Raw genomic sequence first — 25,097 nt, 5'->3', positions numbered from 1 at the left:
TTACCCGGCCTACCCGATGATGTTACCCCGTAGGCCTGATAAGCGCAGCGCATCAGGCAAAGTGAGGAATCTATGTCTGCACTCGATCTGAACGCCTTAAACCAACTGCCGAAAGTTGAGCGTGTCATGGCGCTGGCGGAAACCAACGCTGCGCTGGAAAAGCTGGACGCGGAAGGCCGCGTCGGCTGGGCGCTGGAGAATCTGCCCGGCGAGTATGTGCTCTCTTCAAGCTTCGGTATTCAGGCGGCGGTGAGCCTGCATCTGGTGAATCAGATTCGCCCCGACATTCCGGTTATCCTGACGGATACCGGCTACCTGTTCCCCGAAACCTATCAGTTTATCGATGAGCTAACCGACAGGCTGAAGTTAAATCTACAGGTTTATCGCGCGTCCACCAGTCCGGCGTGGCAGGAAGCACGCTACGGTAAGCTGTGGGAACAGGGTGTCGAAGGGATTGAGAAGTATAACGACATCAACAAAGTTGAGCCGATGAACCGTGCGCTAAAGGCGTTGAAGGCTCAAACGTGGTTTGCCGGTCTGCGCCGGGAGCAGTCTGGTAGTCGGGCACATCTGCCGGTGCTGGCCATTCAACGTGGGGTATTTAAAATCCTGCCGATTATCGACTGGGATAACCGCACGGTTTATCAGTACCTGCAAAAACATGGCCTGAAATACCATCCGCTGTGGGACCAGGGTTATCTCTCCGTTGGCGACACCCATACGACCCGTAAATGGGAACCGGGGATGGCGGAGGAAGAAACTCGCTTCTTCGGCCTGAAGCGCGAGTGCGGGCTGCACGAAGGGTGATACTTTCCCTCCCTTCCCCGTAAGGGAGGGAAGGGCATCTGACCTCATCTGGATTACCTGGCTTTCGCCAGCTCTTTTAGCAGCGGTTGCATCACTTTCACCACGTCACGGCTGCGGTGGGCGATGCGGCCTGGCAGGGTTTTGTCGATGTATTGCTGATTATCGAGGCGGATATCGTGCCAGCTGGTGCCGTCCGGGTACGCGCGGGATTTCGCCCGTTGCTGGTAACCATCTTTTTTGCCCAGCGACCAGTTGGTGGCTTCGACGTAAAGCACCGGGATCCCTGCCTCATCAAACACATCACCGTCGTTACAGCAGCCGGTGCCTTTCGGATAGTTGGGATTCAGGCCAGGGTTGATAGCGGCCAGCACGCCATGGCTGCGGGCAATGGCCAGCGCCCGGTCACGAGTCAGCTTGCGAACCGAAGCCGGGGTTTTCTTCCCGCTGTTGAAATAAAGCTTGTCACCCACCACCAGGTTGTCGAGATTAATCACCAGCAGCGTGTTCTTGCGCTCTTCTGCGCTCATGCGTTTCAGCAGGTTCGCCGCACCCAGCTTGCCTTCTTCTTCGCCGCTGGTGGCGACGAAGCGAATACCGTACTGCGTTGGCGTATTTTTCAGGTTATTTGCCAGTTCGAGCATCACGCCAAGGCCCAGCGCGTTATCGTCGATGCCCTGCAACGTCAGGCCACCCAAATTGTTCTCGCTGTCCGCATCATTGAGCGGTGCATAGGTGTCGAGGTGTGCCATCACGATTATCTGTTCCCGCGATTTCCCCTCATGGGCCGCAATCACCGTACTGCCGGTGACGTTGTGCCAGGTCTGGCGTTTATCTTTCGTGGTATAGATGTAGCGGCTGTTAAAGGTGCGGATATCGCTCTGGTAGCCCATCGCGGCAAACTGCTGGCGTAGATAGTCTGCTGACAGCATTTCAGCCGGAGAGCCAGTCATGCGGCCGGGGAAATAGGTGGCAATATAGCGAGCCTGGGTGTTCGCCATCTCTCCGACAGGTTTGGTCGCTGCCTGTACCGGGAGGGCGAAACATGCGCCGAGCGCCAGAGGAAGCAGGCGTTGGCACAATGCGGAAAACATAACGTGTCCTTACCGTTCAAAATATTATGACTGCACTAGTATGAAACTGTGACCCGCGCTACACAATTTCATTTGCTCTTAAATCCCCGTAAATTCTCGCGTTAAGCACTTTTTGATATTTCTATTCCTGGCGGGTTATTCCTTTGAGGAACTACTCATTCCATTTCGTAATTTCATTTGCTCTAAACCGCGCCCTATAGTCGCTTCTAATACGTACAGAAAGGCTTAAGGAACGGTAATGGACCAAAAACGACTCACCCACTTGCGGCAGCTGGAGGCGGAAAGCATCCACATTATCCGTGAAGTGGCCGCCGAATTTTCCAACCCGGTGATGATGTACTCCATCGGGAAAGACTCAAGCGTGATGCTGCATCTGGCACGCAAAGCCTTTTATCCGGGCACGCTGCCGTTCCCGCTGCTGCACGTGGATACCGGCTGGAAATTCCGTGAGATGTATGAGTTCCGTGACCGCACCGCCAAAGCCTACGGATGCGAGCTGCTGGTGCATAAAAACCCGGAAGGCGTGGCGATGGGGATTAATCCGTTCGTTCACGGTAGCGCCAAGCATACCGATATCATGAAAACCGAAGGGCTGAAGCAGGCGCTGAACAAATACGGTTTTGATGCCGCGTTTGGCGGCGCGCGCCGCGATGAAGAGAAATCCCGAGCCAAAGAGCGTATTTATTCCTTCCGCGATCGTTTCCACCGTTGGGATCCGAAAAACCAGCGCCCGGAGCTGTGGCACAACTACAACGGTCAGATCAACAAAGGTGAGAGTATTCGCGTCTTCCCGCTCTCCAACTGGACCGAGCTGGATATCTGGCAATATATCTATCTGGAAAATATTGAGATCGTTCCGCTGTATCTCGCCGCCGAGCGTCCGGTGCTGGAGCGCGACGGGATGCTGATGATGATCGATGACGATCGTATCGATTTACAGCCGGGCGAAATGATCAAAAAACGGATGGTTCGCTTCCGTACCCTGGGCTGCTGGCCGCTGACGGGAGCGGTGGAATCCGACGCGCAGACGCTGCCGGAAATCATCGAAGAGATGCTGGTTTCAACAACCAGTGAACGTCAGGGCCGCGTTATCGACCGCGACCAGGCAGGCTCCATGGAGCTGAAAAAACGCCAGGGTTATTTCTAAGGAGCCGTCATGAATACCACTATTGCTCAACAAATTGCCGATGAAGGCGGCGTTGAGGCGTACCTGCACGCTCAGCAGCACAAAAGCCTGCTGCGCTTTTTAACCTGCGGCAGCGTCGATGACGGGAAAAGCACACTGATTGGCCGACTGCTGCACGATACGCGGCAGATTTACGAAGATCAGCTCTCTTCATTACACAACGACAGCAAGCGCCACGGTACGCAGGGCGAGAAGCTTGATTTAGCGCTGCTGGTGGATGGCCTGCAGGCCGAGCGCGAGCAGGGCATCACTATCGACGTGGCGTACCGCTATTTCTCGACCGAAAAACGCAAATTTATTATCGCCGACACCCCGGGGCATGAGCAGTACACCCGTAATATGGCGACCGGTGCTTCGACCTGTGACCTGGCGATCCTGCTTATCGATGCGCGTAAAGGCGTGCTCGATCAGACCCGTCGCCACAGCTTTATCTCCACGCTGCTGGGCATTAAGCACCTGGTGGTGGCGGTGAACAAAATGGATCTCGTGGACTTCAGCGAAGAGAAGTTCAACAGCATTCGTGAAGAGTACCTGACGTTTGCCGCAGAGCTGCCTGGTAACCTCGATATTCGCTTTGTGCCGCTGTCCGCGCTGGAAGGCGACAACGTGGCAGGGCAGAGTGCGAGCATGCCGTGGTACAGCGGTCCAACGCTTCTCGAAGTGCTCGAGACCGTAGAAATCCAGCGCGCGGTGGAGCAGCAGCCGATGCGCTTCCCGGTGCAGTACGTGAACCGCCCGAACCTTGATTTCCGCGGCTACGCCGGCACTCTGGCCTCAGGCACCGTGCAGGTTGGTCAGCGAGTGAAAGTGCTGCCTTCAGGAGTGGAATCGAGCGTGGCGCGCATCGTCACCTTCGACGGCGACCTTCAGGAAGCCGGTGCAGGAGAAGCGATTACGCTGGTACTGAAAGATGAAATCGACATCAGCCGTGGTGACCTGCTGGTCGATGCCGGTGCATCGTTACCGGCGGTGCAGAGCGCCAGCGTGGACGTGGTGTGGATGGCCGAACAAGCCCTGCAGCCAGGGCAATCCTACGATATTAAAATCGCCGGGAAGAAAACCCGCGCCCGCGTGGATGCGTTGCAATATCAGGTTGATATCAACAACCTGAGCCAGCGTGAGGTGGATAACCTGCCGCTGAACGGCATTGGGCTGGTTGATTTAACCTTCGACGAACCGTTGGTGCTCGATAAATATCAGGAGAACCCGGTCACCGGTGGGCTTATCTTTATCGACCGTCTGACGAACGTGACGGTGGGCGCCGGTATGGTGCGCGAGCCGCAAAGCGAAGCGTCGACAACGGCATCCGGATTCAGCGCCTTTGAGCTGGAGCTGAATGCGCTGGTACGTAAGCATTTCCCGCACTGGGGCGCACGCGACCTGCTGGGAGGACGCTGATGGCGCAGCATGACGAAAACGTCGTCTGGCATCCGCATCCGGTCACACGTGAACAGCGTGAACAGCTCCACGGCCACCGTGGTGTTGTGCTGTGGTTTACCGGGCTCTCTGGTTCGGGGAAATCGACCGTCGCCGGTGCGCTGGAAGAGGCGCTGTATCGCCTCGGCGTCAGTACGTATCTGCTGGATGGTGACAATGTGCGTCATGGCCTGTGCCGCGATTTGGGGTTCAGCGATGACGCGCGTAAAGAGAATATCCGGCGGGTAGGGGAGACGGCGAAGCTGATGGTTGACGCCGGGCTGGTGGTATTGACGGCATTTATCTCTCCGCATCGGGCTGAACGGCAGATGGTTCGCGAACTTATCGGTGAAGACCGTTTCTTCGAGGTCTTTGTTGATACACCTTTGGCGGTGTGTGAAGCCCGCGATCCTAAGGGATTGTATAAAAAGGCGCGCGCCGGAGAACTACGGAATTTTACCGGTATAGATTCAGCGTATGAATATCCAGATGCCCCAGAAATTCACCTTCAGGGTGAACAATTGGTAACAAATTTGGTTAACCAATTATTAGATCTCCTCCGACGAGACGATATCATCAGATCCTGAGACAGCGCCGGATAACAATATTACTTATCCGGCCAGTCAGGTTACAGGATTTGATATGCGCGATAGCAGCCAGAACATCAGTATTACCCCAGGACAATCGCTCACCCAGAGTGAGGAAACGACGTGGTCACTGCCAGGTGCGGTCGTTGGCTTCCTGTCCTGGCTGCTGGCGCTTGGGATCCCGTTTCTGATTTACGGCGGCAACACGGTCTTCTTTCTGCTTTACACCTGGCCCTTCTTCTTAGCGTTGATGCCTGTCGCCGTGGTGGTGGGCGTTGCGCTACACTCTTTGTTAAATAGTCGACTGCTCTATAGTCTTCCGGCAACCATACTGACGGTAGTCGTGCTTTTCGGCCTGCTTTTTTACTGGCTGATGGGCTAAACGGCGGCAGATGAATGGCTGGGCTGCAACGAGGCATACGTGCTAGCGGATAAAATGTGGTACATTTCCCGCGAGTACGCGGCATCGTCCGCGCCCGGGGTAGAGTACCCGGACAAGATATGGGATGATGATGCCGTTTTTCAGGGGGCAGGATGGGTAAACTAACGCTGCTATTATTGGCTTTGCTGGTCTGGCTGCAGTATTCGCTGTGGTTTGGCAAAAATGGTCTGCATGACTACAGCCGGGTCAACGATGATGTCGCCGCACAGCAGGCAACTAACGCCAAACTCAAAGCACGTAACGATCAGCTTTTCGCCGAAATTGACGACCTCAACGGCGGTCAGGAAGCGATTGAAGAGCGCGCACGCAACGAACTCAGCATGACTCGCCCGGGCGAGACGTTCTATCGTCTGGTGCCGGACGCCTCTAAACGCAATCAGGGTTCCTCGCAGACGAATCGATAGACACGTGTTCCAGGATTAAAACATGGCAGCAACTACTCCGGGCGTTTGCGCCGTGGTCCCGGCAGCCGGATTTGGCCGCCGCATGCAAACGGAATGCCCTAAACAATATCTCTCAATCGGTAACAAAACGATTCTTGAACATGCGGTCGCAGCACTGCTGGCGCATCCGCGTGTTCAGCGGGTGGTGATAGCCGTTAGCGCCGGTGATGCGCGCTTTCAGGCGCTACCCCTTTCTTTGCATCCGCAGGTCACCGTTGTAGAAGGCGGGAACGAACGCGCCGACTCGGTGCTGGCGGGCCTGAAAGCGGCCGGTGATGCCGAGTGGGTGCTGGTGCACGACGCTGCGCGCCCCTGCCTGCATCAGGATGACCTCGAACGACTGCTCAAACTCAGTGAGACCAGCCGGGTTGGCGGTATTCTGGCAGCCCCCGTGCGCGATACCATGAAGCGCGGCGAACCGGGAAAAGCGGCCATTGCCCATACCGTTGACCGTAATGACCTCTGGCACGCCCTGACGCCGCAATTTTTCCCCCGCGAACTGCTGATAGACTGCCTGACGCGCGCCCTCGATGAAGGGGCGACAATCACCGACGAAGCCTCGGCGCTCGAATATTGTGGTTTCCATCCAGAGCTGGTGGCGGGCCGTGCTGATAATATTAAAGTCACGCGTCCGGAAGACCTGGCGTTGGCAGAATTTTACCTTACCCGATCTGAACACCAGGAGACGGCATAATGCGAATTGGACACGGTTTTGACGTACACGCTTTCGGCGGTGAAGGCCCGATTATTATTGGTGGCGTGCGTATTCCTTACGAGAAAGGGCTGCTCGCCCACTCTGACGGCGACGTCGCGCTGCACGCGCTGACCGACGCGCTGCTTGGCGCGGCGGCGCTGGGCGATATCGGCAAACTTTTCCCTGATACCGATCCGGCATTTAAAGGTGCAGACAGCCGTGAGCTGCTGCGTGAGGCCTGGCGTCGTATTCAGGCCAAAGGCTACAGCCTGGGTAACGTCGATATCACTATTATCGCGCAGGCACCGAAAATGCTGCCGCACATTCCGCAGATGCGCGTGTTTATCGCCGAAGATCTTGGCTGCCATATGGACGACGTCAACGTGAAAGCCACCACCACCGAAAAGCTCGGCTTTACCGGTCGCGGCGAAGGCATTGCCTGCGAAGCCGTGGCGCTACTGCATAAGGCGAAGCCATGATTGCGTTTGACGACCTGACGTACCTGCACGGTAAACCGCAGGGGCAGGGAATGCTTAAAGCCAATCCGGAAGATTTTCTGGTGGTGGAGGATCTGGGCTTTGCGCCAGATGGCGAAGGCGAACACATTCTGGTGCGCATTCGTAAAAACGGCTGCAATACGCGTTTTGTCGCTGACGCGCTGGCGAAGTTCCTCAAAATTCATGCCCGGGAAGTGAGCTTCGCGGGGCAGAAAGATAAGCATGCCGTTACCGAACAGTGGCTGTGCGCCCGGGTGCCGGGCAACGCGATGCCGGATCTCAGCAAGTTTGAGCTTGAAGGCTGCCAGGTGCTTGAGTACGCGCGGCATAAGCGTAAGCTGCGACTGGGGGCACTGAAGGGGAACGCCTTCACGCTGATCCTACGGGAAGTCACCGATCGTAACGATGTGGAAGCCCGTCTGCAGGCTATCGTTGAACGCGGTGTGCCTAACTACTTTGGCGCTCAGCGCTTTGGTATCGGCGGCAGTAACCTGCACGGCGCGCTGCGTTGGGCGGAGAGCGGCGGCCCGGTTCGCGATCGCAACAAACGCAGTTTTTGGCTTTCTGCCGCACGCAGCGCCTTGTTTAATCAGATAGTCAGCGATAAATTAAAAAAAACAGACTTTAATCAAGTTGTTGACGGCGATGCGCTACAATTAGCGGGGCGCGGCAGCTGGTTTGTAGCGACGGTCGAAGAGCGCGACGAACTGCAGGCTCGGGTGGACAATCGTGAGCTGATGATTACGGCGGCAATGCCGGGTAGCGGCGAGTGGGGCACGCAGCGCACGGCGCTGGCCTTTGAGCAAAGCGCGTTGGCGCAAGAAACGCTCCTGCAATCGCTGCTGGTGCGCGAAAAGGTGGAAGCCTCCCGTCGTGCCATGCTGCTTTACCCGCAACAACTGAACTGGAACTGGTGGGATGACGTCACCGTTGAGCTGCGCTTCTGGCTGCCAGCGGGAAGTTTTGCCACCGGTGTGGTAAGGGAACTTATCAATACAACAGGTGATTATGCGAATATTGCTGAGTAACGATGACGGGATCCATGCACCAGGCATTCAGACGCTGGCGAAAGCGCTGCGCGAGTTTGCCGAGGTACAGGTTGTAGCACCCGATCGTAACCGCAGCGGGGCGTCGAATTCGTTGACGCTGGAATCTTCGCTTCGTACCTTCACGTTCGAAAATGGCGATATTGCCGTCCAGATGGGGACGCCGACCGACTGCGTCTACCTTGGCGTCAATGCGCTGATGCGTCCTCGTCCTGATATCGTGGTGTCCGGCATCAATGCGGGCCCCAATCTCGGCGATGACGTTATCTATTCCGGGACCGTTGCCGCCGCAATGGAAGGGCGTCATCTCGGTTTCCCGGCCCTTGCCGTTTCGCTTAATGGCCACCAGCATTATGACACCGCAGCGGCAGTGACCTGCTCAATTCTGCGGGCGCTGGCGCGTGAACCGCTGCGTACCGGGCGCATCCTCAACATCAATGTGCCGGATCTGCCGCTGGAGAAGATCAAAGGGATCCGCGTCACCCGCTGTGGCAGTCGACACCCGGCCGATCAGGTTATTCCGCAGCAGGATCCGCGCGGTAACACGCTCTACTGGATAGGGCCACCGGGCGGTAAATGCGATGCAGGTCCGGATACGGACTTTGCCGCGGTGGATGAAGGCTATGTGTCGGTGACGCCGCTGCACGTTGATTTAACGGCCCACCATGCGCAGGAGGTCGTGGCGGGTTGGCTGGACCGCGTGGGAGTTGATGCGCAATGGTAAGTCAACGCGTACAAATCCTGCTGAATCAATTACGCGCTCAGGGAATTCACAATGAGCTCGTGCTTGAGGCTATTGCGCAGGTGCCGCGGGAAAAGTTTATCGATGAGGCGTTTGAACACAAAGCGTGGGAGAACGTTGCGTTACCCATTGGCCAGGGGCAAACCATCTCTCAACCTTATATGGTCGCGAGAATGACCGACCTGCTGGAGCTGACCGAGGAGTCGCGGGTGCTGGAAATCGGCACCGGCTCTGGCTACCAGACGGCGATCCTGGCACATTTAGTTCATCATGTTTGCTCGGTGGAACGTATAAAGAGCCTGCAATGGCAGGCACGCCGTCGTTTAAAACAGCTTGATTTACATAACGTCTCTACCCGCCACGGCGATGGCTGGCAGGGCTGGCAGGCGCGTGCGCCGTTTGACGCTATCATTGTGACCGCAGCGCCACCGGAGATCCCGACGGCGCTAATGTCACAGCTGGCTGAAGGCGGTATTCTCGTGCTGCCGGTTGGCGACGAACTGCAGTGGTTAAAGCGGATTCGTCGGCGGGGGAGCGAATTTATTATTGATACCGTGGAGGCCGTTCGCTTTGTGCCATTAGTCAAAGGCGAACTGGCGTGATATCAGGAGTTTTCCTGGTTTAATGAACGTGTGTTCGGGCGTAGGGTAAGCACATTTTTCAGTGCCTTACCGGCGCGTCGCACGGTAAAGAAGATCTAACTTATTCCTGGGGGATAAATGAGCGCGGGAAGCCCAAATTTTACCTTAAGCCGTATTGCGGCGTTATCGCTGGTGTCATTCTGGCTGGCGGGTTGTACAACGACAAATAATGCCCCGGCGCCTGTGTCCTCTGTAGGTGGCAACGCCTCCTCCAGCACCAGCTCCGGAATGCTCATCACGCCGCCGCCGAAAATGGGCAACACCGCCACATCGGCACCGGTAGCACAGCCACAAATCCAGCCGATGCAAACGCAGACTATGCCTGCGACTCAGGCTCCGGCACCGCAGGTTGCACAGCAGCCCGTGCAAACTAATGCAGACGGGCGTATCGTCTATAACCGTAAATACGGTGATATTCCGAAGGGCAGCTATACCGGCGGCAGCACCTATACGGTGAAGCGCGGTGACACGCTGTTCTATATTGCCTGGGTGACCGGCAACGACTTCCGTGACCTTGCCGAGCGCAACAATATTCCTGCCCCATACGGCCTGAATGTGGGGCAAACCCTGCAGGTTGGCAACGCTTCAGGGCAGCCAATTACCGGCAATAACGCGGTGGCAGCGGCAAGTGTTCAGGCCAGCAGCGGCTCTCAGGGTATGGTCACGAAACCTGCACAAAATTCCAGCGCAGTGGTTGCTTCTGAACCAACAATTACGTATTCTGAGGATTCAGGTGAACAAAGTGCTAACAAAATGTTGCCTAATAACAAGCCTGCGACTACGGTCACAGCGCCTGTAACGGCACCTGTTGTGAACACAGCCCAACCAACTGCGAGCAGTACGTCTACCAGTTCGCCAATTTCATCGTGGCGCTGGCCGACTGACGGCAAAATTATCGAACAGTTCTCGCAAAACGGGAATAAAGGTGTCGATATCGCAGGCAGTAAAGGACAGGCAATCGCCGCGACCGCTGATGGACGCGTCGTCTATGCCGGTAACGCACTGCGTGGTTACGGTAATCTTATTATCATCAAACACAACGATGATTACCTGAGCGCCTACGCCCATAACGATACGATGCTGGTCCGGGAACAACAAGAAGTTAAGGCGGGGCAAAAAATCGCTACTATGGGTAGCACCGGAACCAGTTCTACACGCTTGCATTTTGAAATTCGTTACAAGGGGAAATCCGTAAACCCGCTGCAGTATTTGCCGCAGCGATAATTCGGCGGAGCATGGCCTAACTGCCTGTTCCGCGCAGGGATCACGGGTAGGAGCCACCTTATGAGTCAGAATACGCTGAAAGTTCATGATTTAAATGAAGACGCGGAATTTGATGAGAACGGAACAGAGGCTTTCGACGAGAAGGCCTTGATTGAAGAGGAACCCAGTGATAACGACCTGGCCGAGGAAGAGCTGTTATCTCAGGGTGCCACACAGCGTGTGTTGGACGCGACTCAGCTTTATCTTGGAGAGATTGGATACTCTCCACTGCTAACGGCCGAAGAAGAAGTCTATTTTGCACGCCGTGCGCTGCGCGGAGATGTCGCTTCCCGCCGCCGGATGATAGAGAGTAACCTGCGTCTGGTGGTGAAGATTGCCCGTCGTTACAGCAATCGTGGTCTGGCTTTGCTGGATCTGATTGAAGAGGGCAATCTGGGACTTATCCGTGCCGTTGAGAAGTTTGACCCGGAGCGCGGGTTCCGTTTCTCGACGTATGCGACCTGGTGGATCCGCCAGACCATCGAACGGGCGATTATGAACCAAACCCGTACGATCCGTTTGCCGATCCACATCGTCAAAGAGTTGAACGTCTATCTGCGTACCGCGCGTGAGTTGTCCCACAAACTGGACCACGAACCGAGTGCGGAAGAGATTGCCGAGCAACTGGACAAACCGGTTGATGACGTTAGCCGTATGCTGCGTCTCAACGAGCGCATCACCTCGGTCGACACCCCGCTGGGTGGCGATTCCGAAAAAGCGCTGCTGGACATCCTGGCCGATGAAAAAGACAACGGCCCGGAAGACACCACGCAGGACGATGACATGAAACAGAGCATCGTCAAATGGCTGTTCGAACTGAACGCCAAACAGCGTGAAGTGCTGGCACGTCGTTTCGGTCTGCTGGGGTATGAAGCGGCAACGCTTGAAGATGTTGGTCGTGAAATCGGCCTGACTCGTGAACGCGTTCGCCAGATTCAGGTTGAAGGTCTGCGTCGCCTGCGTGAAATCCTGCAGGGGCAAGGTCTGAATATCGAAGCGCTGTTCCGCGAATAAGCAAAGTTCTTTCAAAAAAAAGGCCAGTCATCGACTGGCCTTTTTCTTTGTTATTCCCCCGCGCGTGTTTCCTGCAGTAAGCGCCAGAACACTCGCCCCTCCTGCAAACGAAAGACCGCCGTTGACCAGCGAACGTTCTGGCCTTGCTCCGGAAGTGTCTGAAGTTCACGGTATTTCACTACCGCGCCGTCAGGCCACTCGGCGACGATGTCCATACTATCAATAACAATCTTAAGCCCGGGACGCGCCTGTTTCTGTGTCAGAAAAAAACTTTCCAGCGTACTACGGTCGAGCGTTGAACCGTTCAGCGCGATCATCGTAAAGTCAGCTGCAAAGCGTGACAGCAGCGTTTGTGGGTGACCTTCTCCCTGACCTAGCCAGTTCTCAATAGCGATGTGAGCATCAATAACTTCAGTGATATAGCGGTTCATACACGTTCCCGTTCAGTCGTAATATGTTGGATAACCGCCCGGTTATCCAGGCGAAGGCAAAACAAAATCGGAATCAGCGTCAGCGTTGCGGCGAGCGCGAAGGTCCACGAACAGGCGACCGCCATTGGTAAAAATGCGGCCAGTCTGTCGAAGGTCAGGGTTAGCAGGCTGACGCCGAGACAGAAGCTGAGCTGGCGGTTCAGGTTCCACAGTGCGCTGGCGTCGGTCATATCGTGGTGGTTGATGTACATAAACGCGCTGGTCTGCGCGGTGCTGCTGCACAGGCTTCCTCCTGCTCCCATCAACGTGAAGGCGACGACCAGCAGGGCATGATTATCGCTAACCAACAGCGCCAGCATTCCCAGCGCCTGCAGCAGACAACCGGCAATAATCAGCGGTCGTGGCCCCAGGCGATTAAAATATCTTCCGGTTGTAGTGATGGCCAAAAACGATGCCAGCGACCACGGCAGCATCAGCGCACCCGCGGCGGCAGGGGACAGGCCGATGATGGTCTGTAGCCAGAACATGCTGACCACGCTGACGCCGATAAAAATCCCCGGCACGCAAAGGTAAATCAGCATCGCAAAGCGCAGCAGCGGATCGCGAAGCAAGGAAAGGCGCAGCAGAGGGCGCGGCCCGCTGGCATTTTTCCCCGGCTTCAGCCAGCATCCGGCGAGCAGTAGCGTTATCAGCGACAGCGGTACGCTTGCGAAAAATACCCATCGCCAGCTGAGGGTCTCCACCAGAAAACCGCCCGCCGCCGGCGACAGCGCGGGCGCCAGCAGGCCCACCAGCATAACCGCCGCTGAAAGTCTGGCCCGTTCATGAGGTTTATAGAGCTGCCAGGCCAGCGCTTGTCCCACCGGGATCAACAAACCGCCGCCAGCACCCTGGACAATACGCCAGGTCACGAGTGTAGCCAGTGATCCGGCAAACCCTGACGCCACCGCCCCCAGGCTGAAGACCAGCAGGGAAAGCAGAAACACGCGCTTTGCGCCCAGGTGCCTGGTGAGCCAGGCGCTGAGAGGGATAGCCAGCGTCAGCCCGATAATATAGCCATTATTCACCCACGCCAGCCCGGCGACCGTGGCCTGCAGGCTGTGCGACATCGCAGGCCAGGCGACGCTCGCGATAAACATATTGATAAGATCGAGGAAGAACCCCAGTAGAAAAATTACCGCCACCTTGCTGCGATACGTCATAGCGCCTCCATAAATACACTGGCGTACTGTAATGAGCGAAGGGCGGCGGATAAACGGTGACGGAACAGATATACTGTCAAAATATTTTTGACAGTATGACGAGTGACTATGCTGAATTTGCAACGCATGACCATGTTCGTCGCGGTAGTAGAGGCGGGGAGTTTTACCGCGGCGGCGGACGTACTTGGGCAAACCAAAGCGGTGGTGAGCTTTAATCTTCGCCAGCTGGAAAGCGAGCTTGGGGTGACGCTGTTGCTGCGTTCTACCCGCCGCCTGACGCTGACGGAAGCCGGCGAGACCTTCTATCGCCGCGGCGTTTCACTGCTGCAGGAAGCGGAAAACCTGCAGGATGAGGTGCGGGCAAGCCACCATGGCCTGCGTGGCGAACTGCGTATCACCACCACGCCGGAATACGGTTGCCGGACGGTTATTCCGGCGCTCGCGGCGTTCAGCGAACAGCACCCGGATCTGCGCATCCGCCACGTCTCTTCTTCTCAACATGCAGACCTGATTTCAGAGCGCTTTGATGTGGCCATTCGCCTTGGTACGCTGGCGGATTCCCGCTATCGGGCATCGCTTATCGCCCGGTTTGCGATTATCCCGGTGGCCTCTCCTGGCTGGCTGGCACAGCACCCAATGAATTCGCTTCAGGATTTGAGCGAAGCGGGATGGATTATTCATAACCGCCTGTCGTCGCCGCTGCGCTGGACATTGACGGATGCGCTCCAGCAGGAGGTGGCGTTTGAAATTACTCAATCACCGCGTCTCTATGCGGACAGCGCTGCTGCGTTGCTGGCATTTGCTAAGGCGGGCAGCGGCGTTGCGTTGTTGCCGGAATGGCTGGTCGGTAAAGCACTGGCAGAGAAAGCGCTGGCAGCGCTGCTGCCGGAGTATCGTTTTCCTCAACAGGGTATTTATGCGGTTTACCCCGATGCCAGACATGTTCCGGCAAAGGTGCGTGCGTTTATTGATTTCCTGCGGGAGAGAGAAACGACCGGGCCACGTGAAGTCTGACCCGGTCAGAGGGGTTACACCAGGCTTTTCAGACGGTAGATCCACTCCAGCGCCTGGCGCGGCGTCAGGGAATCCGGGTCGAGGTTTTCCAGCGCTTCAACGGCGGGGGACGCTTCTTCGGCAGGAGCAAGCAGTGACATCTGCGTACCGTCTATCTGGGTCGCCGCCGCGTTTGGCGAAAGGCTCTCCAGCTCGCGCAGCTTCTGGCGGGCACGCTTGATAACGTCCTTTGGTACACCGGCAAGAGCAGCGACGGCCAGGCCGTAGCTCTTACTGGCGGCACCGTCCTGAACGCTGTGCATGAACGCAATGGTATCACCGTGCTCCAGCGCGTCGAGGTGGACGTTGGCAACGCCTTCCATTTTCTCCGGCAGCTGGGTCAGCTCGAAGTAGTGGGTGGCAAACAGCGTCAGCGCTTTGATGCGGTTGGCAAGGCTTTCCGCACAGGCCCAGGCGAGTGACAGACCATCATAGGTAGAGGTGCCACGGCCAATTTCGTCCATCAGCACCAGGCTGTTTTCCGTGGCGTTGTGCAGAATATTGGCGGTTTCGGTCATCTCTACCATGAAGGTGGAACGGCCGCTCGCCAGATCGTCAGCAGCGCCTACGCGGGTGAAAATTCTGTCGATTGGGCCAATCTCAACTTTCTGCGCTGGAACGTAGCTACCAATATAGGCCAGCAGCGCAATCAGCGCCGTCTGGCGCATATAGGTACTTTTACCACCCATGTTTGGACCGGTGATGATGAGCATCCGCCGCTGTGAAGCGAGATTCAACGGGTTGGCAATAAACGGCTCGTTCAGCACCTGTTCCACCACCGGGTGGCGACCTTCAACAATCTGGATCCCCGGCTTATCGGTAAAGGTTGGGCAGCAGTAGTTGAGGGTTTCCGCACGTTCAGCCAGGTTCACCAGCACATCCAGCTCAGCCAGCGCTGCGGCGCTTAACTGCAGGTCTGCCAGGTGCGGCATCAGCGTATCGAAGAGCTGCTCGTAGAGCTGTTTTTCCAGCGCCAGCGCTTTCCCTTTGGAGGTCAGGACTTTGTCTTCGTACTCTTTCAGCTCTGGAATAATGTAGCGCTCGGCGTTTTTCAGCGTCTGACGGCGGACGTAGTGAATCGGTGCCAGGTGGCTTTGCCCACGGCTAATCTGGATGTAATAGCCGTGCACCGCGTTGTAACCGACTTTTAAGGTATCGAGCCCCAGACGTTCACGTTCGCGGATCTCCAGCCTGTCGAGGTAGTCGGTGGCACCGTCGGCGAGCGCTCGCCATTCGTCGAGTTCTTCATGGTAACCCGGCGCAATAACGCCGCCGTCACGTACCAGCACCGGTGGTGATTCAATGATGGCGCGCTCGAGCAGCTCACGCAGCTCGCTGAATTCGCCCATCTGTTCACGCAGACGCTGTACCGGTGCGCTGTTCACGTCAGCAAGCTGGGCGCGAAGTTCCGGCAACTGCTGGAAGGCATAACGCATGCGCGCCAGATCGCGCGGACGTGCGGTGCGCAGCGCCAGACGAGCCAGAATACGCTCCAGATCGCCCACCTGACGCAGCACCGGCTGCAGTTCGCTGTAGCTCGGTTGCAGCGCGGCAATCGTCTGCTGGCGCTCGACAAGCACCTGGGTACTGCGCACCGGCATGTGCAGCCAGCGCTTGAGCATACGACTGCCCATCGGAGTGACGGTTTTATCCAGTACCGCCGCCAGCGTGTTCTCAAATCCGCCGGATAAGTTCTGGGTGATTTCGAGATTACGACGGGTGGCGGCATCTATGATGATGCTGTCCTGCTGGCGCTCCATGGTGATGGAACGAATGTGCGGCAGGGCGGTGCGCTGGGTGTCTTTTACATACTGCAGCAAACAACCCGCTGCGCACAGGCCGCGCGGGGCGTTCTCTACGCCAAAACCGATAAGATCGCGGGTACCGAACTGCAGGTTCAGCTGCTGGCGAGCGGTGTCAATTTCAAACTCCCACAACGGGCGGCGACGCAGACCGCGACGGCCTTCAATCAGCGCCTGCTCGGCAAAGTCTTCCGCATACAGCAGTTCTGCGGGATTAGTGCGCTGGAGTTCAGCGGCCATGGTATCGCGGTCTGCCGGTTCGCACAGGCGAAAACGTCCGGAGCTGATATCGAGGGTGGCATAGCCGAAGCCTTTGCTATCCTGCCAGATGGCGGCCAACAGGTTGTCCTGACGTTCCTGCAGCAGTGCTTCATCGCTGATAGTGCCCGGGGTGACGATGCGAACGACTTTACGTTCGACCGGTCCTTTGGTGGTGGCCGGGTCGCCAATCTGTTCGCAAATCGCGACCGATTCGCCCTGGTTGACCAGCTTCGCCAGATAGTTTTCCACCGCGTGATGAGGGATCCCGGCCATCGGGATCGGTTCACCGGCTGAAGCGCCGCGTTTAGTCAGGGAAATGTCGAGCAGCTGCGATGCGCGTTTCGCATCGTCGTAAAACAGCTCGTAAAAGTCGCCCATACGATAGAAGAGCAGGATCTCCGGATGCTGAGCTTTCAGCTTCAGATACTGCTGCATCATGGGCGTATGGCTAGAGAAGTCCTTATCAATGGCATCATTCATGTTGATTTTACTCATGTTTTAATTCTTTCAAGTGCTCATGTGGCCCTGGATAAATATCGTTTAAACGCACATAAACCAATTAGTTTGTAGCTCACTTGTAGCCTGGAGCGTGATAGGTTACTTTCTAATCATTCTTGGGCTACAAACAGTGGTGATATTTTGAAAACAACTCTCAGCCAGTCTTTTATTCTCAACAAGTTAAGCATTGGTGTGAAGCCTACTCTTAACGATGCAGGAAAAGTCGTTTTCGAAGCTAACCCTGACCAAAAACCTTACATAGTCTTTGATGACCACAGGGAGTCTCCTGTGGGATTCGGTGTTAAGGTGAGTTTGACGAAAAAAACCTATGTAATCCAGCGAAGAGTGTCTTCCGGTCATCGTACTGTGACTGAGGGTAAGAAACCAAGTTCTGTGCTGAAAGTTAAAGTTGGCAATGTTTCTGATTTTCCGAGTATTGATCAAGCTCGTGAAGCAGCCCGGCAGTTCGTTCAGACAATGATCACAACAAAGAGAAACCCCAACAAAATTAAACGAGAAGCAGATGTTTCTGAACTCACTATGAGTGAAGTGTTTGCTCAATATCGTCAACATCTGTTAGGAAGATCAAAACCAGCTAAACAGAACACACTTAATGTGCTGAACAAAGCAGAGAAGAGGCTTTCCGAGTGGTCTGGCCTGAGAGTTAAAGATCTTTCTGGTAATGAGATCCTTCGTAAGTTTGATGAAATTGCAAGCAGAGCCAGGACAGCAGCGGAACAGACATTCCGGTGGGCAAATGTAGCTGTCAGACATGCAATCGATATCGAATCGAGTAATGCCCAGACACAACAACGGCAACCATCGCTGTCATACAATCCATTTTCAATTCTGAAAGTGCAGAAGAAGTTCAGGACTCGTTCTGAGCTTGAAGACAGCTACAAAGCGAAAGGTGTCAGAAATCCGCTTTCGCCAAAAGATACTCTTGGACGATTTTTAACAGCATTGTACAACAAGAGGAGCTTCAACCGGCTTGGGTGCGATTATCTGCTACTGACTGTCCTGTTAGGTGCCAGAAAGGAAGAAACAGCATCTTTATGTTGGAGGGAAGCTCTCACCAATGAAGAAGCAAAAACGACAAGCTTTGTTGACCTGAGTAACCGAACCATCCGTTTTTACGACACTAAGAATCGAAACGATCACGAGCTTCCGATTTGTGATGCCGTCAAAAGAATTTTGGAAGATAGAAGAGACATAGTAAACGATACGGTAACCCGTAAGGACAAACAGAAGTGGGTTTTCCCGGCTCGTTCTTCTCGAAGTAGAGTTGGTCACTATTCCGATAGCAAAAGTCTAAGGGAATATATCTGCCAAGAGGCGGGAATCCTGAAGCTTGGTATGCATGATCTACGAAGGACATTTGGTAGGGTTGCTGAAGAACTTGTTTCATATGCCGTCGTTAAGAGACTGCTCAATCACAGAAATACAACAGATCCAACAGAAAGGTATGCAGAACCTGATCAAGAACGGATTTTTGAAGCATTACAAAGGATTGAGTTGCATATGCTTATGACTGCTCCTAAATTATACAATGTGTTACTTGCTTCGGCTAAGTATCCACCCTTAAACGAAACTTGTTAGTTAATACTGTTGCATTGTAAATATATTACCACGAAATAATTTCAAGCTAAAACTAATGAAAGTGTTTGTTAGCCATTTAACAATAGGGAGTGTGTATGTGGGCTGACGTAGAATCCAACATTGATTACTTAAATTTTGGCGAAGTTTCAAGTCTCGCAGTAGATATATTGAAGTCTGAAAATATGTTGCCAGTGTCTATTGGAATATTTGGTAACTGGGGGGCAGGGAAATCATCATTACTTAAAATTATAGAAAAACAGATAAATCAAGAAGATGGTAAGGATATCCTAGTTGTAAATTTTGATGCTTGGCTGTATCAGGGCTATGATGACGCAAGGGCTGCATTACTGGAAGTTATTGCAACAAAACTTAACGAAGCAGCCCAAGGAAACCCAAACCTTGTAGAGAAGACATTCAGTTTATTTAACCGAGTAGATAAAGTGAGGGCATTAGGTTACACCCTTGAAGGAATTGCATTAGCTATGGGGATTCCTACCGGGGGAATGGTTTCTAAGGGGGTTGGGGCAATTAAAAATATTTTTAATAACGGTGTTAATGAAAATACATACCAAGAAGCCATTAGTACAGGTAAGGAGGTTGCAAATAGTGGGTTAATTAAAGATAAAGAAGCATTGACCCCACCACAGCAAATAAATTTATTTAGAGATGAATATAGTGGGATTTTAAAAGAGTTAGGGAAAAATTTAATTGTTTTTATAGATAACCTAGATCGTTGTTTACCACAAAATGCTATACAAACATTAGAAGCAATACGATTATTTTTATTCCTGCCAAATACGGCATTTGTGATTGCTGCTGATGAAGACATGATAAGAACATCCGTATCAGAGTATTTCAAAGGAACATCAGCAAGGCATCATATTGATTATTTGGATAAACTAATACAAGTCCCTATCCGAGTCCCAAGAACAGGCCTTTTAGAAATAAGATCGTATCTTTTCATGCTTCATGCAGTAAATGCAGGGGTAGATAGTAATTTGGTAGAAAAGCTAAGGATAGCATTGGAGAAATCATTACAGGAATCATGGCATAAAGATCCTATGAAGAAAGAAGAAGCAATAAAAATATTAGAAGGAGAGAATAATTTAGAATTAGCAAGGGCATATGATCAAGTAGACCGGTTGGCACCTATATTTGCTACCTCACCAATAATACATGGCAATCCAAGAATAGTTAAGAGATTACTAAATATTGTAAAAATGAGATCAAACATTGCTAGAAGAAGAAGTATTTCATTAGATGAGAATGTCATTACGAAGTTAGTAATCTTTGAAAGATGTGCAGGAGAGACTGCTTCCAATGATTTATATTCAATGATTGATACTAATAAAGGCTACAAGGAATTATTTAGTGAAATAGAAAGCACGAAACCAAAGAATTTACCTGATTCTGTACCAGAATCTTGGACGAAAGATGATGCAACCAGTGATTTTATTTTAAAGTGGTTTGATCTCGAACCAAAATTGAGTGATAAGGATTTACGAGCGTCAATCTATTTATCACGCGAAACAATGCCAGCAGCCCATTATGTAATAGGTTTGTCTCCAAAAGCAAGAGATGCGTTAAGTGTATTGATTACTACGACAAGGAAAAGTTCACAAGCTGCTGTAACTGCATTACGGGATATATCTCAAGATGAATTTGTTCCAGTTATGGAAAGTTTGATTGAACACCTTCGAACTATAACTGAATGGAGCAAACAACCTGCTGGTTTTGCTGGGGCTGTATTAGTTGCAGATAAGCATATCGAAGCAGGGAAAGTCTTTAAAAGATTTATAAGTGGCATAAACGATAATCCGCATTGGATGAATGCTCTTATAAAAGAAAAAAATTGGTTTAAATAAGGAGAAGATATGGGAACGTCACAGTCAAGTAAAGGACCTAAAAATGGGAATCCACTTGTTCCACCTTGGGCAGATCAAGCAAAAAATGGAGGAAATCAAAATCTAAGCGGTTTTAGAACTCTTTTTGGTAGATTTGCTCGAAGCCGAGATATATCTTCACTAAGAGGTGCTCTTGGACGCTATTCCCGACAAGTAACAGGTGGAGGAGATTCAGCTAACGAACGACTTGGTAATATTGTTAGTGCTGGTGGTGGCTTATTTGAATTACTGAATGATGGGGTTGTAAACGATCAGAATAGTAATCCTATTATTGACCTAAGTAGCCTTAATGGACTCTCATGTGAAGACGCAATTGCAAGAATATCCCAAGCCCTTTCTGATGGCAGTGAGGATGCTGATAAAATTCAAACTGCAATGAATGATGCTTTAGTTGAAGCTTTAGATGGAAAGACCACGTTTAACCCACAAGATATTACAGACGATGTTCTTATTGAAACGATGATTTGCTATTTGACTGATAGTATTTTTATTCAAGTTACAATGGACGCAGGAAAATCTTGGAATAATGCACAGTCAGCGAAAGAATTGCAGAGAGCAGAAAATGAATTGCATGAGTATATTAGTGCAATAGTTGATAACCATATGGAACCGAAAATAAGTAAAAACATTAGATCGTTTTCAAAATCAGATATAATTAAAATTCAAAAAGATGTTATTACTGAAATTTGGGATGAATGGAAGGGTTATAGCGAATGAATATTTATATAGACCATGATTATAGTCGGTTGCCAGCATCGAATGATTCTACTATTTCAGTTCAAATTTATTCGAGAGATGGAGTCGTTGCCAAAAATGGAATAAAGCCTCGAAATGATATTGCAACAATAGGAAAGCCTGTATATGACGCAATTAAAAGATTAGGAGTTCAAATATCAGACGAGGTAATGGATTTCCTGACAATATCAATGGCTGTGACAGCCGCTGACACCTTTATAGTTCGTGATGATTGCTTTGATGGTTGGACACGGGATATAAACGTATCTGTTAGGGTCATAAATCCAACTATCTGGATAAAGAATAAAACATATATTGAAAAAGCATTACAGTTTTTAAGTGGAGATGTCTGGAAATTTGATTTTAAAAAAGATGGAATGAAACCTCCTGTTCCATTTAAACCAGTCAATGGGCGTAGATTAATAAATTTAGATGGATTGGATTGTATTTCTCTGTTTTCTGGTGGGTTAGACAGTGCAATCGGTGTTATTGATATTTTAACAGCAGGTGAGAAACCGTTGTTAATAAGTCATTCATACAAAGGAGATAAAGCAAAACAGGAACAAATATCAAAAGGAATCAAAGGTAAGGGGAATTTCTCAAGGCTTTGCACCAGTGCAAATCCTATAGGAAGGGGAATGCAAAGAGATATTACGATGAGAACACGCAGCTTGAATTTCTTAGCATTTGCTGCTGTTGGTGCAGATGCTGTGATGAAAGCTAATAATAAAAATAACATATCGATATATGTACCTGAGAATGGTTTTATCTCATTGAATGCCCCATTGACAAATCGAAGAATTGGCTCTCTTAGCACAAGAACTACTCATCCATATTTTATCGAAATGATACAAAGTATTTTTGATAACGTTGGTTTTAAGATGAAGTTTACTAACCCGTACCAATTCAAAACAAAAGGACAAATGGTTAGTGAATGCAAAGATAAGAATATACTCGCTGATATCGTTGATTCTACAGTTTCGTGCAGTCATTGGAAAAGAAAGCATCAGCAATGTGGCTACCTGTGTGCCTTGTATGATTAGACGAGCCTCCCTATTAAGAGGGGGAGTAAAAGAATCAATAACATATCATCAAGCTTCATATGCTAATTTACTGAATTTTGTTAAAAATAAACAAGATGGAAGAGATGATATCTTTTCAGTGATAATGGCTATTGAAAATGCTAAAAAAAGAAATTTGAAGGCGTGGGTATTGAAATCTGGAAAGCTTAAAGAGCAGGATATTGGCAAGTATGAAAATGTATTCATTGAAGGATTACAAGAAGTAGAAGCTTTCTTGAAGAAGGAAAAATTAGTTTGAAGTTTGATATGCATTGTCATTTGGATCTATACAAAGATCCAAAGGATATTATTTATCAATGTGATAAGAAAGGACTATATGTCCTTTCTGTCACGACTACACCGAATGCGTATATTGGTAGCAATAGGCTTGTTTCTGGCTGTAAAAGAATAAAAACTGCTTTAGGACTACATCCTGAGTTGGCACACTTGCGGCACGAAGAGTTAGCTATCTTTGATATTTTGCTACCCCAAGTAAAGTATGTTGGCGAGATAGGACTTGATGGTGGACAAGATTATAAAAAACATGCTGAGATCCAACTGAAAGTTTTTAGACATATTTTAAGAGAGATTCATCATCGGGGCGGGAAGATTATGTCAATACATTCACGAGGTAGTGCAGATAAAGTTGTGGATGAATTGAAGGGGATTGATGGGGTTCCAATATTTCATTGGTTTACTGGCACAAAAACTGAGCTGGATAAAGCCATAGATATTGGGGCCTGGTTCTCAGTTGGTCCTGCAATGTTAAACTCAAAAAAAGGAAAAGAGATAATAGGATTAATACCAAAAGATAGATTATTAACAGAGACAGATGCACCTTTCGCAAAATTCAGTGGGAAAAATCTATTCCCTTGGGATGTTGATAAAGCCATTAGAGGTATATCCGAAATATGGGGGTGTGATTCAGAAACTGTTGAATATAAATTAGAAGAGAATTTTAGGCGAATTCTTTCTATCGGTGAACGATGATTTATATAAGAAGAGTGGATGATTAGTTGTAAATATACTCTATCTTTATCGGGAGAAATGAAATATGAAGATCATTGAGACACTGAGAGAATTATCGGAAGTCTGGAAGCTATTCGGTGATATGCCTGACGATACGACACTGAATGTTGATTTGGCTGCTCTTTACCTTGGTATTAGTGTTAAAACATTAGCTCGTTACCGACAAAATGGTGGTGGACCTGAATACATTCAATACCAAGCCGAAGATAGTAAGGCTCGAAATCAACGAGTAAATTATTTGTTGGGTGATTTAAGGATTTGGCGAGATAGTCATAAAGTAAAAAGCACTATGCATGGTGCTCAGGTTCGAGGGCTTGCATTTAACTCACTGATTGACTTCACAATAGAACAACCATTCTGGCATATTGATAATTATGATGAGTTACATAATCGAAATAAAATCCTATCTCATGCGCTTAGAACACCAGAAGAACGATTTGAACTTTATTTAAAAGAAGAACGAGTACACATTGTTTGGGTCTCAATAGAAGAAGCTTTATCCTGGGATTGGATAGATTTAAATGAACGACAAGTATTCAATGATTCTTTCGTAGAGTTGCTGAATAATCTAATCCAGCTTTCTAATTCAGCACAAGAAACTCTAGAATTGAAATGTATTTTCAAAAAATAATTATTTTTTAAATGGTTGGCTGCGATTGTAAGTTATTTATTGATTGTTAATGAGTGGATGTAAAATAAAAAAGGCTATTAATTTTCACCATAATAAATATTACTGCTGTACTTGATTTGTTTGGTGAAGCCCCCTTATATATCACTGGTTTTAAGGGGGTATTATCCGTGCTTACACTTTTGTTTTCTGTAGTCTATATTTCAAATGATTTTTTTAAAAGCATTGATGACCACGATAAAAAACCTGAGCATATTTAAATACATTCAGGCATAAGAGCGAACATTATTTTTAAGCCTATGTGCGAAAAATATCGCATCACAAAACAGATGAGACTTAGACCTAAAGATTAAGCTTCAAGTCTACATTCTTCTTAGCAAACAAAAAATTATTAGAAAATTCATGGACGAGTCTATTTGTTATTTTTATTTTTTCAGGATCGTAGATATCGACAATCTCAAATTGTATTCTTGTCGGTGGGATTGCATTTGTGTTTTTATTCAAACTGAAGTTTACAAATAAACGAGGTGAAAGTGGCATCGCAGCAATAGCACCATCATTGTGATATATTGCAGGTGAATCTGACGTTATATAGTTTATTTTGGTATGGTTTTTGTGTATTTTGATACTGAAGCATTCTTTCTCAATTTTAAGAGCAAACTGGAAAGACATTATATACAGCATACATTTAAGGAAGGTTTCCTTTTGACAATTATCTAATTCTATTTCTACATCCCCTCGTACTAAAGTCAGTTTCTCAATTTTTTGTTGAGCCGCTGATATCATTTTTTTTGTTCTGAATAATTGCAGGCTGTAAAAAATCAAAAGATTAAAATACATCTTATCATTGATAGGTGTAATAATTTTAGCCTCTTGTTCCTTTATCATTTCTTTTATTATTTCAGAAATAGATCCTTCAATATCAGAGTATTTATTTTCAAGGAATACTTTATTCAATATATCGAGATTCCTTTTGGCAAACTGCATGAGTTCTTTGTCATCATTAACTACTAACCATCCTTTAT

26 protein-coding genes are annotated in these 25,097 nt (G+C 50.2%); 21 read left to right on the top strand and 5 right to left on the bottom strand.

What is annotated here, in order from left to right; translation table 11 throughout:
- Positions 1–72: 72 nt before the first annotated feature.
- A complete protein-coding gene (cysH, locus tag GYRE_RS11240; RefSeq protein ID WP_038255316.1) occupies positions 73–807 on the top strand; it encodes a phosphoadenosine phosphosulfate reductase in 735 nt (244 codons plus the stop codon).
- A gap of 53 nt (positions 808–860) precedes the next feature.
- Here cysH and GYRE_RS11235 read toward each other — a convergent pair whose 3' ends face one another.
- Positions 861–1,898 (bottom strand): aminopeptidase, encoded by a 1,038-nt coding sequence (locus tag GYRE_RS11235; protein WP_038255314.1) that lies wholly within the window; start codon positions 1,896–1,898, stop codon positions 861–863.
- 238 nt (positions 1,899–2,136) lie between these two features.
- Here GYRE_RS11235 and cysD point away from each other — a divergent pair, with 238 nt between their 5' ends.
- The 12 genes from cysD (at position 2,137) to rpoS (ending at position 11,869) form a co-directional block, all read left to right on the top strand.
- Entirely contained in the window at positions 2,137–3,045 is a 909-nt protein-coding gene (cysD, locus tag GYRE_RS11230) for a sulfate adenylyltransferase subunit CysD (RefSeq protein WP_006818519.1), read from the top strand.
- Between the two features lie 9 nt (positions 3,046–3,054).
- The gene (gene cysN / locus GYRE_RS11225) at positions 3,055–4,482 is read left to right on the top strand and encodes a sulfate adenylyltransferase subunit CysN (protein ID WP_038255312.1); all 1,428 of its coding nucleotides are present in this window, start codon (positions 3,055–3,057) and stop codon (positions 4,480–4,482) included.
- Positions 4,482–5,087, top strand: a complete 606-nt coding sequence (gene cysC / locus GYRE_RS11220) for an adenylyl-sulfate kinase (protein WP_006818521.1) — start codon at positions 4,482–4,484, stop codon at positions 5,085–5,087. The genes cysN and cysC overlap by 1 nt, the downstream gene beginning before the upstream one ends.
- Before the next feature lie 55 nt (positions 5,088–5,142).
- A complete protein-coding gene (locus GYRE_RS11215) occupies positions 5,143–5,469 on the top strand; it encodes a DUF3561 family protein (protein WP_006818522.1) in 327 nt (108 codons plus the stop codon).
- Positions 5,470–5,621: 152 nt separating this feature from the next.
- Positions 5,622–5,933 carry a cell division protein FtsB gene (ftsB, locus tag GYRE_RS11210; RefSeq protein ID WP_006818523.1) on the top strand — a complete coding sequence of 104 codons (312 nt, stop codon included), beginning with the start codon at positions 5,622–5,624 and terminating at the stop codon, positions 5,931–5,933.
- Positions 5,934–5,955: 22 nt separating this feature from the next.
- A complete protein-coding gene (gene ispD, locus GYRE_RS11205; RefSeq protein WP_038255311.1) occupies positions 5,956–6,666 on the top strand; it encodes a 2-C-methyl-D-erythritol 4-phosphate cytidylyltransferase in 711 nt (236 codons plus the stop codon).
- The gene (ispF, locus tag GYRE_RS11200; RefSeq protein WP_006818525.1) at positions 6,666–7,145 is read left to right on the top strand and encodes a 2-C-methyl-D-erythritol 2,4-cyclodiphosphate synthase; all 480 of its coding nucleotides are present in this window, start codon (positions 6,666–6,668) and stop codon (positions 7,143–7,145) included. The genes ispD and ispF overlap by 1 nt, the downstream gene beginning before the upstream one ends.
- The gene (gene truD, locus GYRE_RS11195) at positions 7,142–8,191 is read left to right on the top strand and encodes a tRNA pseudouridine(13) synthase TruD (protein ID WP_038255309.1); all 1,050 of its coding nucleotides are present in this window, start codon (positions 7,142–7,144) and stop codon (positions 8,189–8,191) included. Before ispF ends, truD begins: the two co-directional genes overlap by 4 nt.
- A complete protein-coding gene (surE, locus tag GYRE_RS11190; RefSeq protein ID WP_006818527.1) occupies positions 8,172–8,933 on the top strand; it encodes a 5'/3'-nucleotidase SurE in 762 nt (253 codons plus the stop codon). Before truD ends, surE begins: the two co-directional genes overlap by 20 nt.
- A complete protein-coding gene (locus GYRE_RS11185; protein WP_038255307.1) occupies positions 8,927–9,553 on the top strand; it encodes a protein-L-isoaspartate(D-aspartate) O-methyltransferase in 627 nt (208 codons plus the stop codon). The genes surE and GYRE_RS11185 overlap by 7 nt, the downstream gene beginning before the upstream one ends.
- A gap of 171 nt (positions 9,554–9,724) precedes the next feature.
- On the top strand, positions 9,725–10,816 hold the full coding sequence (gene nlpD / locus GYRE_RS11180) for a murein hydrolase activator NlpD (protein WP_245939509.1): 1,092 nt from the start codon (positions 9,725–9,727) through the stop codon (positions 10,814–10,816).
- Between the two features lie 60 nt (positions 10,817–10,876).
- Positions 10,877–11,869: an RNA polymerase sigma factor RpoS gene (gene rpoS / locus GYRE_RS11175; protein ID WP_006818531.1), complete on the top strand. Its 993-nt coding sequence runs from the start codon at positions 10,877–10,879 to the stop codon at positions 11,867–11,869.
- A 50-nt stretch (positions 11,870–11,919) separates the two neighbouring features.
- Here rpoS and GYRE_RS11170 read toward each other — a convergent pair whose 3' ends face one another.
- Positions 11,920–12,300 carry a DUF4440 domain-containing protein gene (locus GYRE_RS11170; RefSeq protein ID WP_038255304.1) on the bottom strand — a complete coding sequence of 127 codons (381 nt, stop codon included), beginning with the start codon at positions 12,298–12,300 and terminating at the stop codon, positions 11,920–11,922.
- A complete protein-coding gene (locus tag GYRE_RS11165) occupies positions 12,297–13,502 on the bottom strand; it encodes an MFS transporter (protein ID WP_038255301.1) in 1,206 nt (401 codons plus the stop codon). Before GYRE_RS11165 ends, GYRE_RS11170 begins: the two co-directional genes overlap by 4 nt.
- A 108-nt stretch (positions 13,503–13,610) precedes the next feature.
- Here GYRE_RS11165 and GYRE_RS11160 point away from each other — a divergent pair, with 108 nt between their 5' ends.
- Positions 13,611–14,516 (top strand): LysR family transcriptional regulator, encoded by a 906-nt coding sequence (locus GYRE_RS11160; RefSeq protein ID WP_038255293.1) that lies wholly within the window; start codon positions 13,611–13,613, stop codon positions 14,514–14,516.
- A gap of 14 nt (positions 14,517–14,530) precedes the next feature.
- Here the strand turns inward: GYRE_RS11160 and mutS are convergent, their stop codons facing one another.
- Positions 14,531–17,098 (bottom strand): DNA mismatch repair protein MutS, encoded by a 2,568-nt coding sequence (mutS, locus tag GYRE_RS11155; protein ID WP_112471510.1) that lies wholly within the window; start codon positions 17,096–17,098, stop codon positions 14,531–14,533.
- 159 nt (positions 17,099–17,257) lie between these two features.
- Here mutS and GYRE_RS11150 point away from each other — a divergent pair, with 159 nt between their 5' ends.
- From GYRE_RS11150 to GYRE_RS11125, 7 genes are all read left to right on the top strand, one after another.
- Complete coding sequence (locus GYRE_RS11150; RefSeq protein WP_038255289.1) at positions 17,258–18,715, top strand: tyrosine-type recombinase/integrase; 1,458 nt, start codon at positions 17,258–17,260, stop codon at positions 18,713–18,715.
- A 95-nt stretch (positions 18,716–18,810) separates the two neighbouring features.
- On the top strand, positions 18,811–20,580 hold the full coding sequence (locus tag GYRE_RS11145) for a KAP family P-loop NTPase fold protein (RefSeq protein WP_038255287.1): 1,770 nt from the start codon (positions 18,811–18,813) through the stop codon (positions 20,578–20,580).
- 9 nt (positions 20,581–20,589) lie between these two features.
- Positions 20,590–21,336 (top strand): hypothetical protein, encoded by a 747-nt coding sequence (locus GYRE_RS11140; protein WP_038255283.1) that lies wholly within the window; start codon positions 20,590–20,592, stop codon positions 21,334–21,336.
- Complete coding sequence (gene qatC / locus GYRE_RS11135; protein ID WP_248782260.1) at positions 21,333–22,397, top strand: Qat anti-phage system QueC-like protein QatC; 1,065 nt, start codon at positions 21,333–21,335, stop codon at positions 22,395–22,397. The genes GYRE_RS11140 and qatC overlap by 4 nt, the downstream gene beginning before the upstream one ends.
- Positions 22,390–22,674: a hypothetical protein gene (locus tag GYRE_RS24995; RefSeq protein ID WP_248782259.1), complete on the top strand. Its 285-nt coding sequence runs from the start codon at positions 22,390–22,392 to the stop codon at positions 22,672–22,674. Before qatC ends, GYRE_RS24995 begins: the two co-directional genes overlap by 8 nt.
- Positions 22,671–23,405, top strand: a complete 735-nt coding sequence (qatD, locus tag GYRE_RS11130; protein WP_112471500.1) for a Qat anti-phage system TatD family nuclease QatD — start codon at positions 22,671–22,673, stop codon at positions 23,403–23,405. The genes GYRE_RS24995 and qatD overlap by 4 nt, the downstream gene beginning before the upstream one ends.
- A 64-nt stretch (positions 23,406–23,469) precedes the next feature.
- On the top strand, positions 23,470–24,075 hold the full coding sequence (locus GYRE_RS11125) for a hypothetical protein (protein ID WP_038255282.1): 606 nt from the start codon (positions 23,470–23,472) through the stop codon (positions 24,073–24,075).
- Between the two features lie 339 nt (positions 24,076–24,414).
- Here the strand turns inward: GYRE_RS11125 and GYRE_RS11120 are convergent.
- Positions 24,415–25,097, bottom strand: a 683-nt coding sequence (locus GYRE_RS11120) for a DUF4238 domain-containing protein (RefSeq protein WP_038255281.1), incomplete at its 5' end; no start/stop codon positions are given.

The sequence above is a fragment of the Yokenella regensburgei ATCC 49455 genome (assembly GCF_000735455.1).
GTDB classification, from domain to species: domain Bacteria; phylum Pseudomonadota; class Gammaproteobacteria; order Enterobacterales; family Enterobacteriaceae; genus Yokenella; species Yokenella regensburgei.
This window is presented reverse-complemented; position numbering and strand designations above follow the sequence as displayed.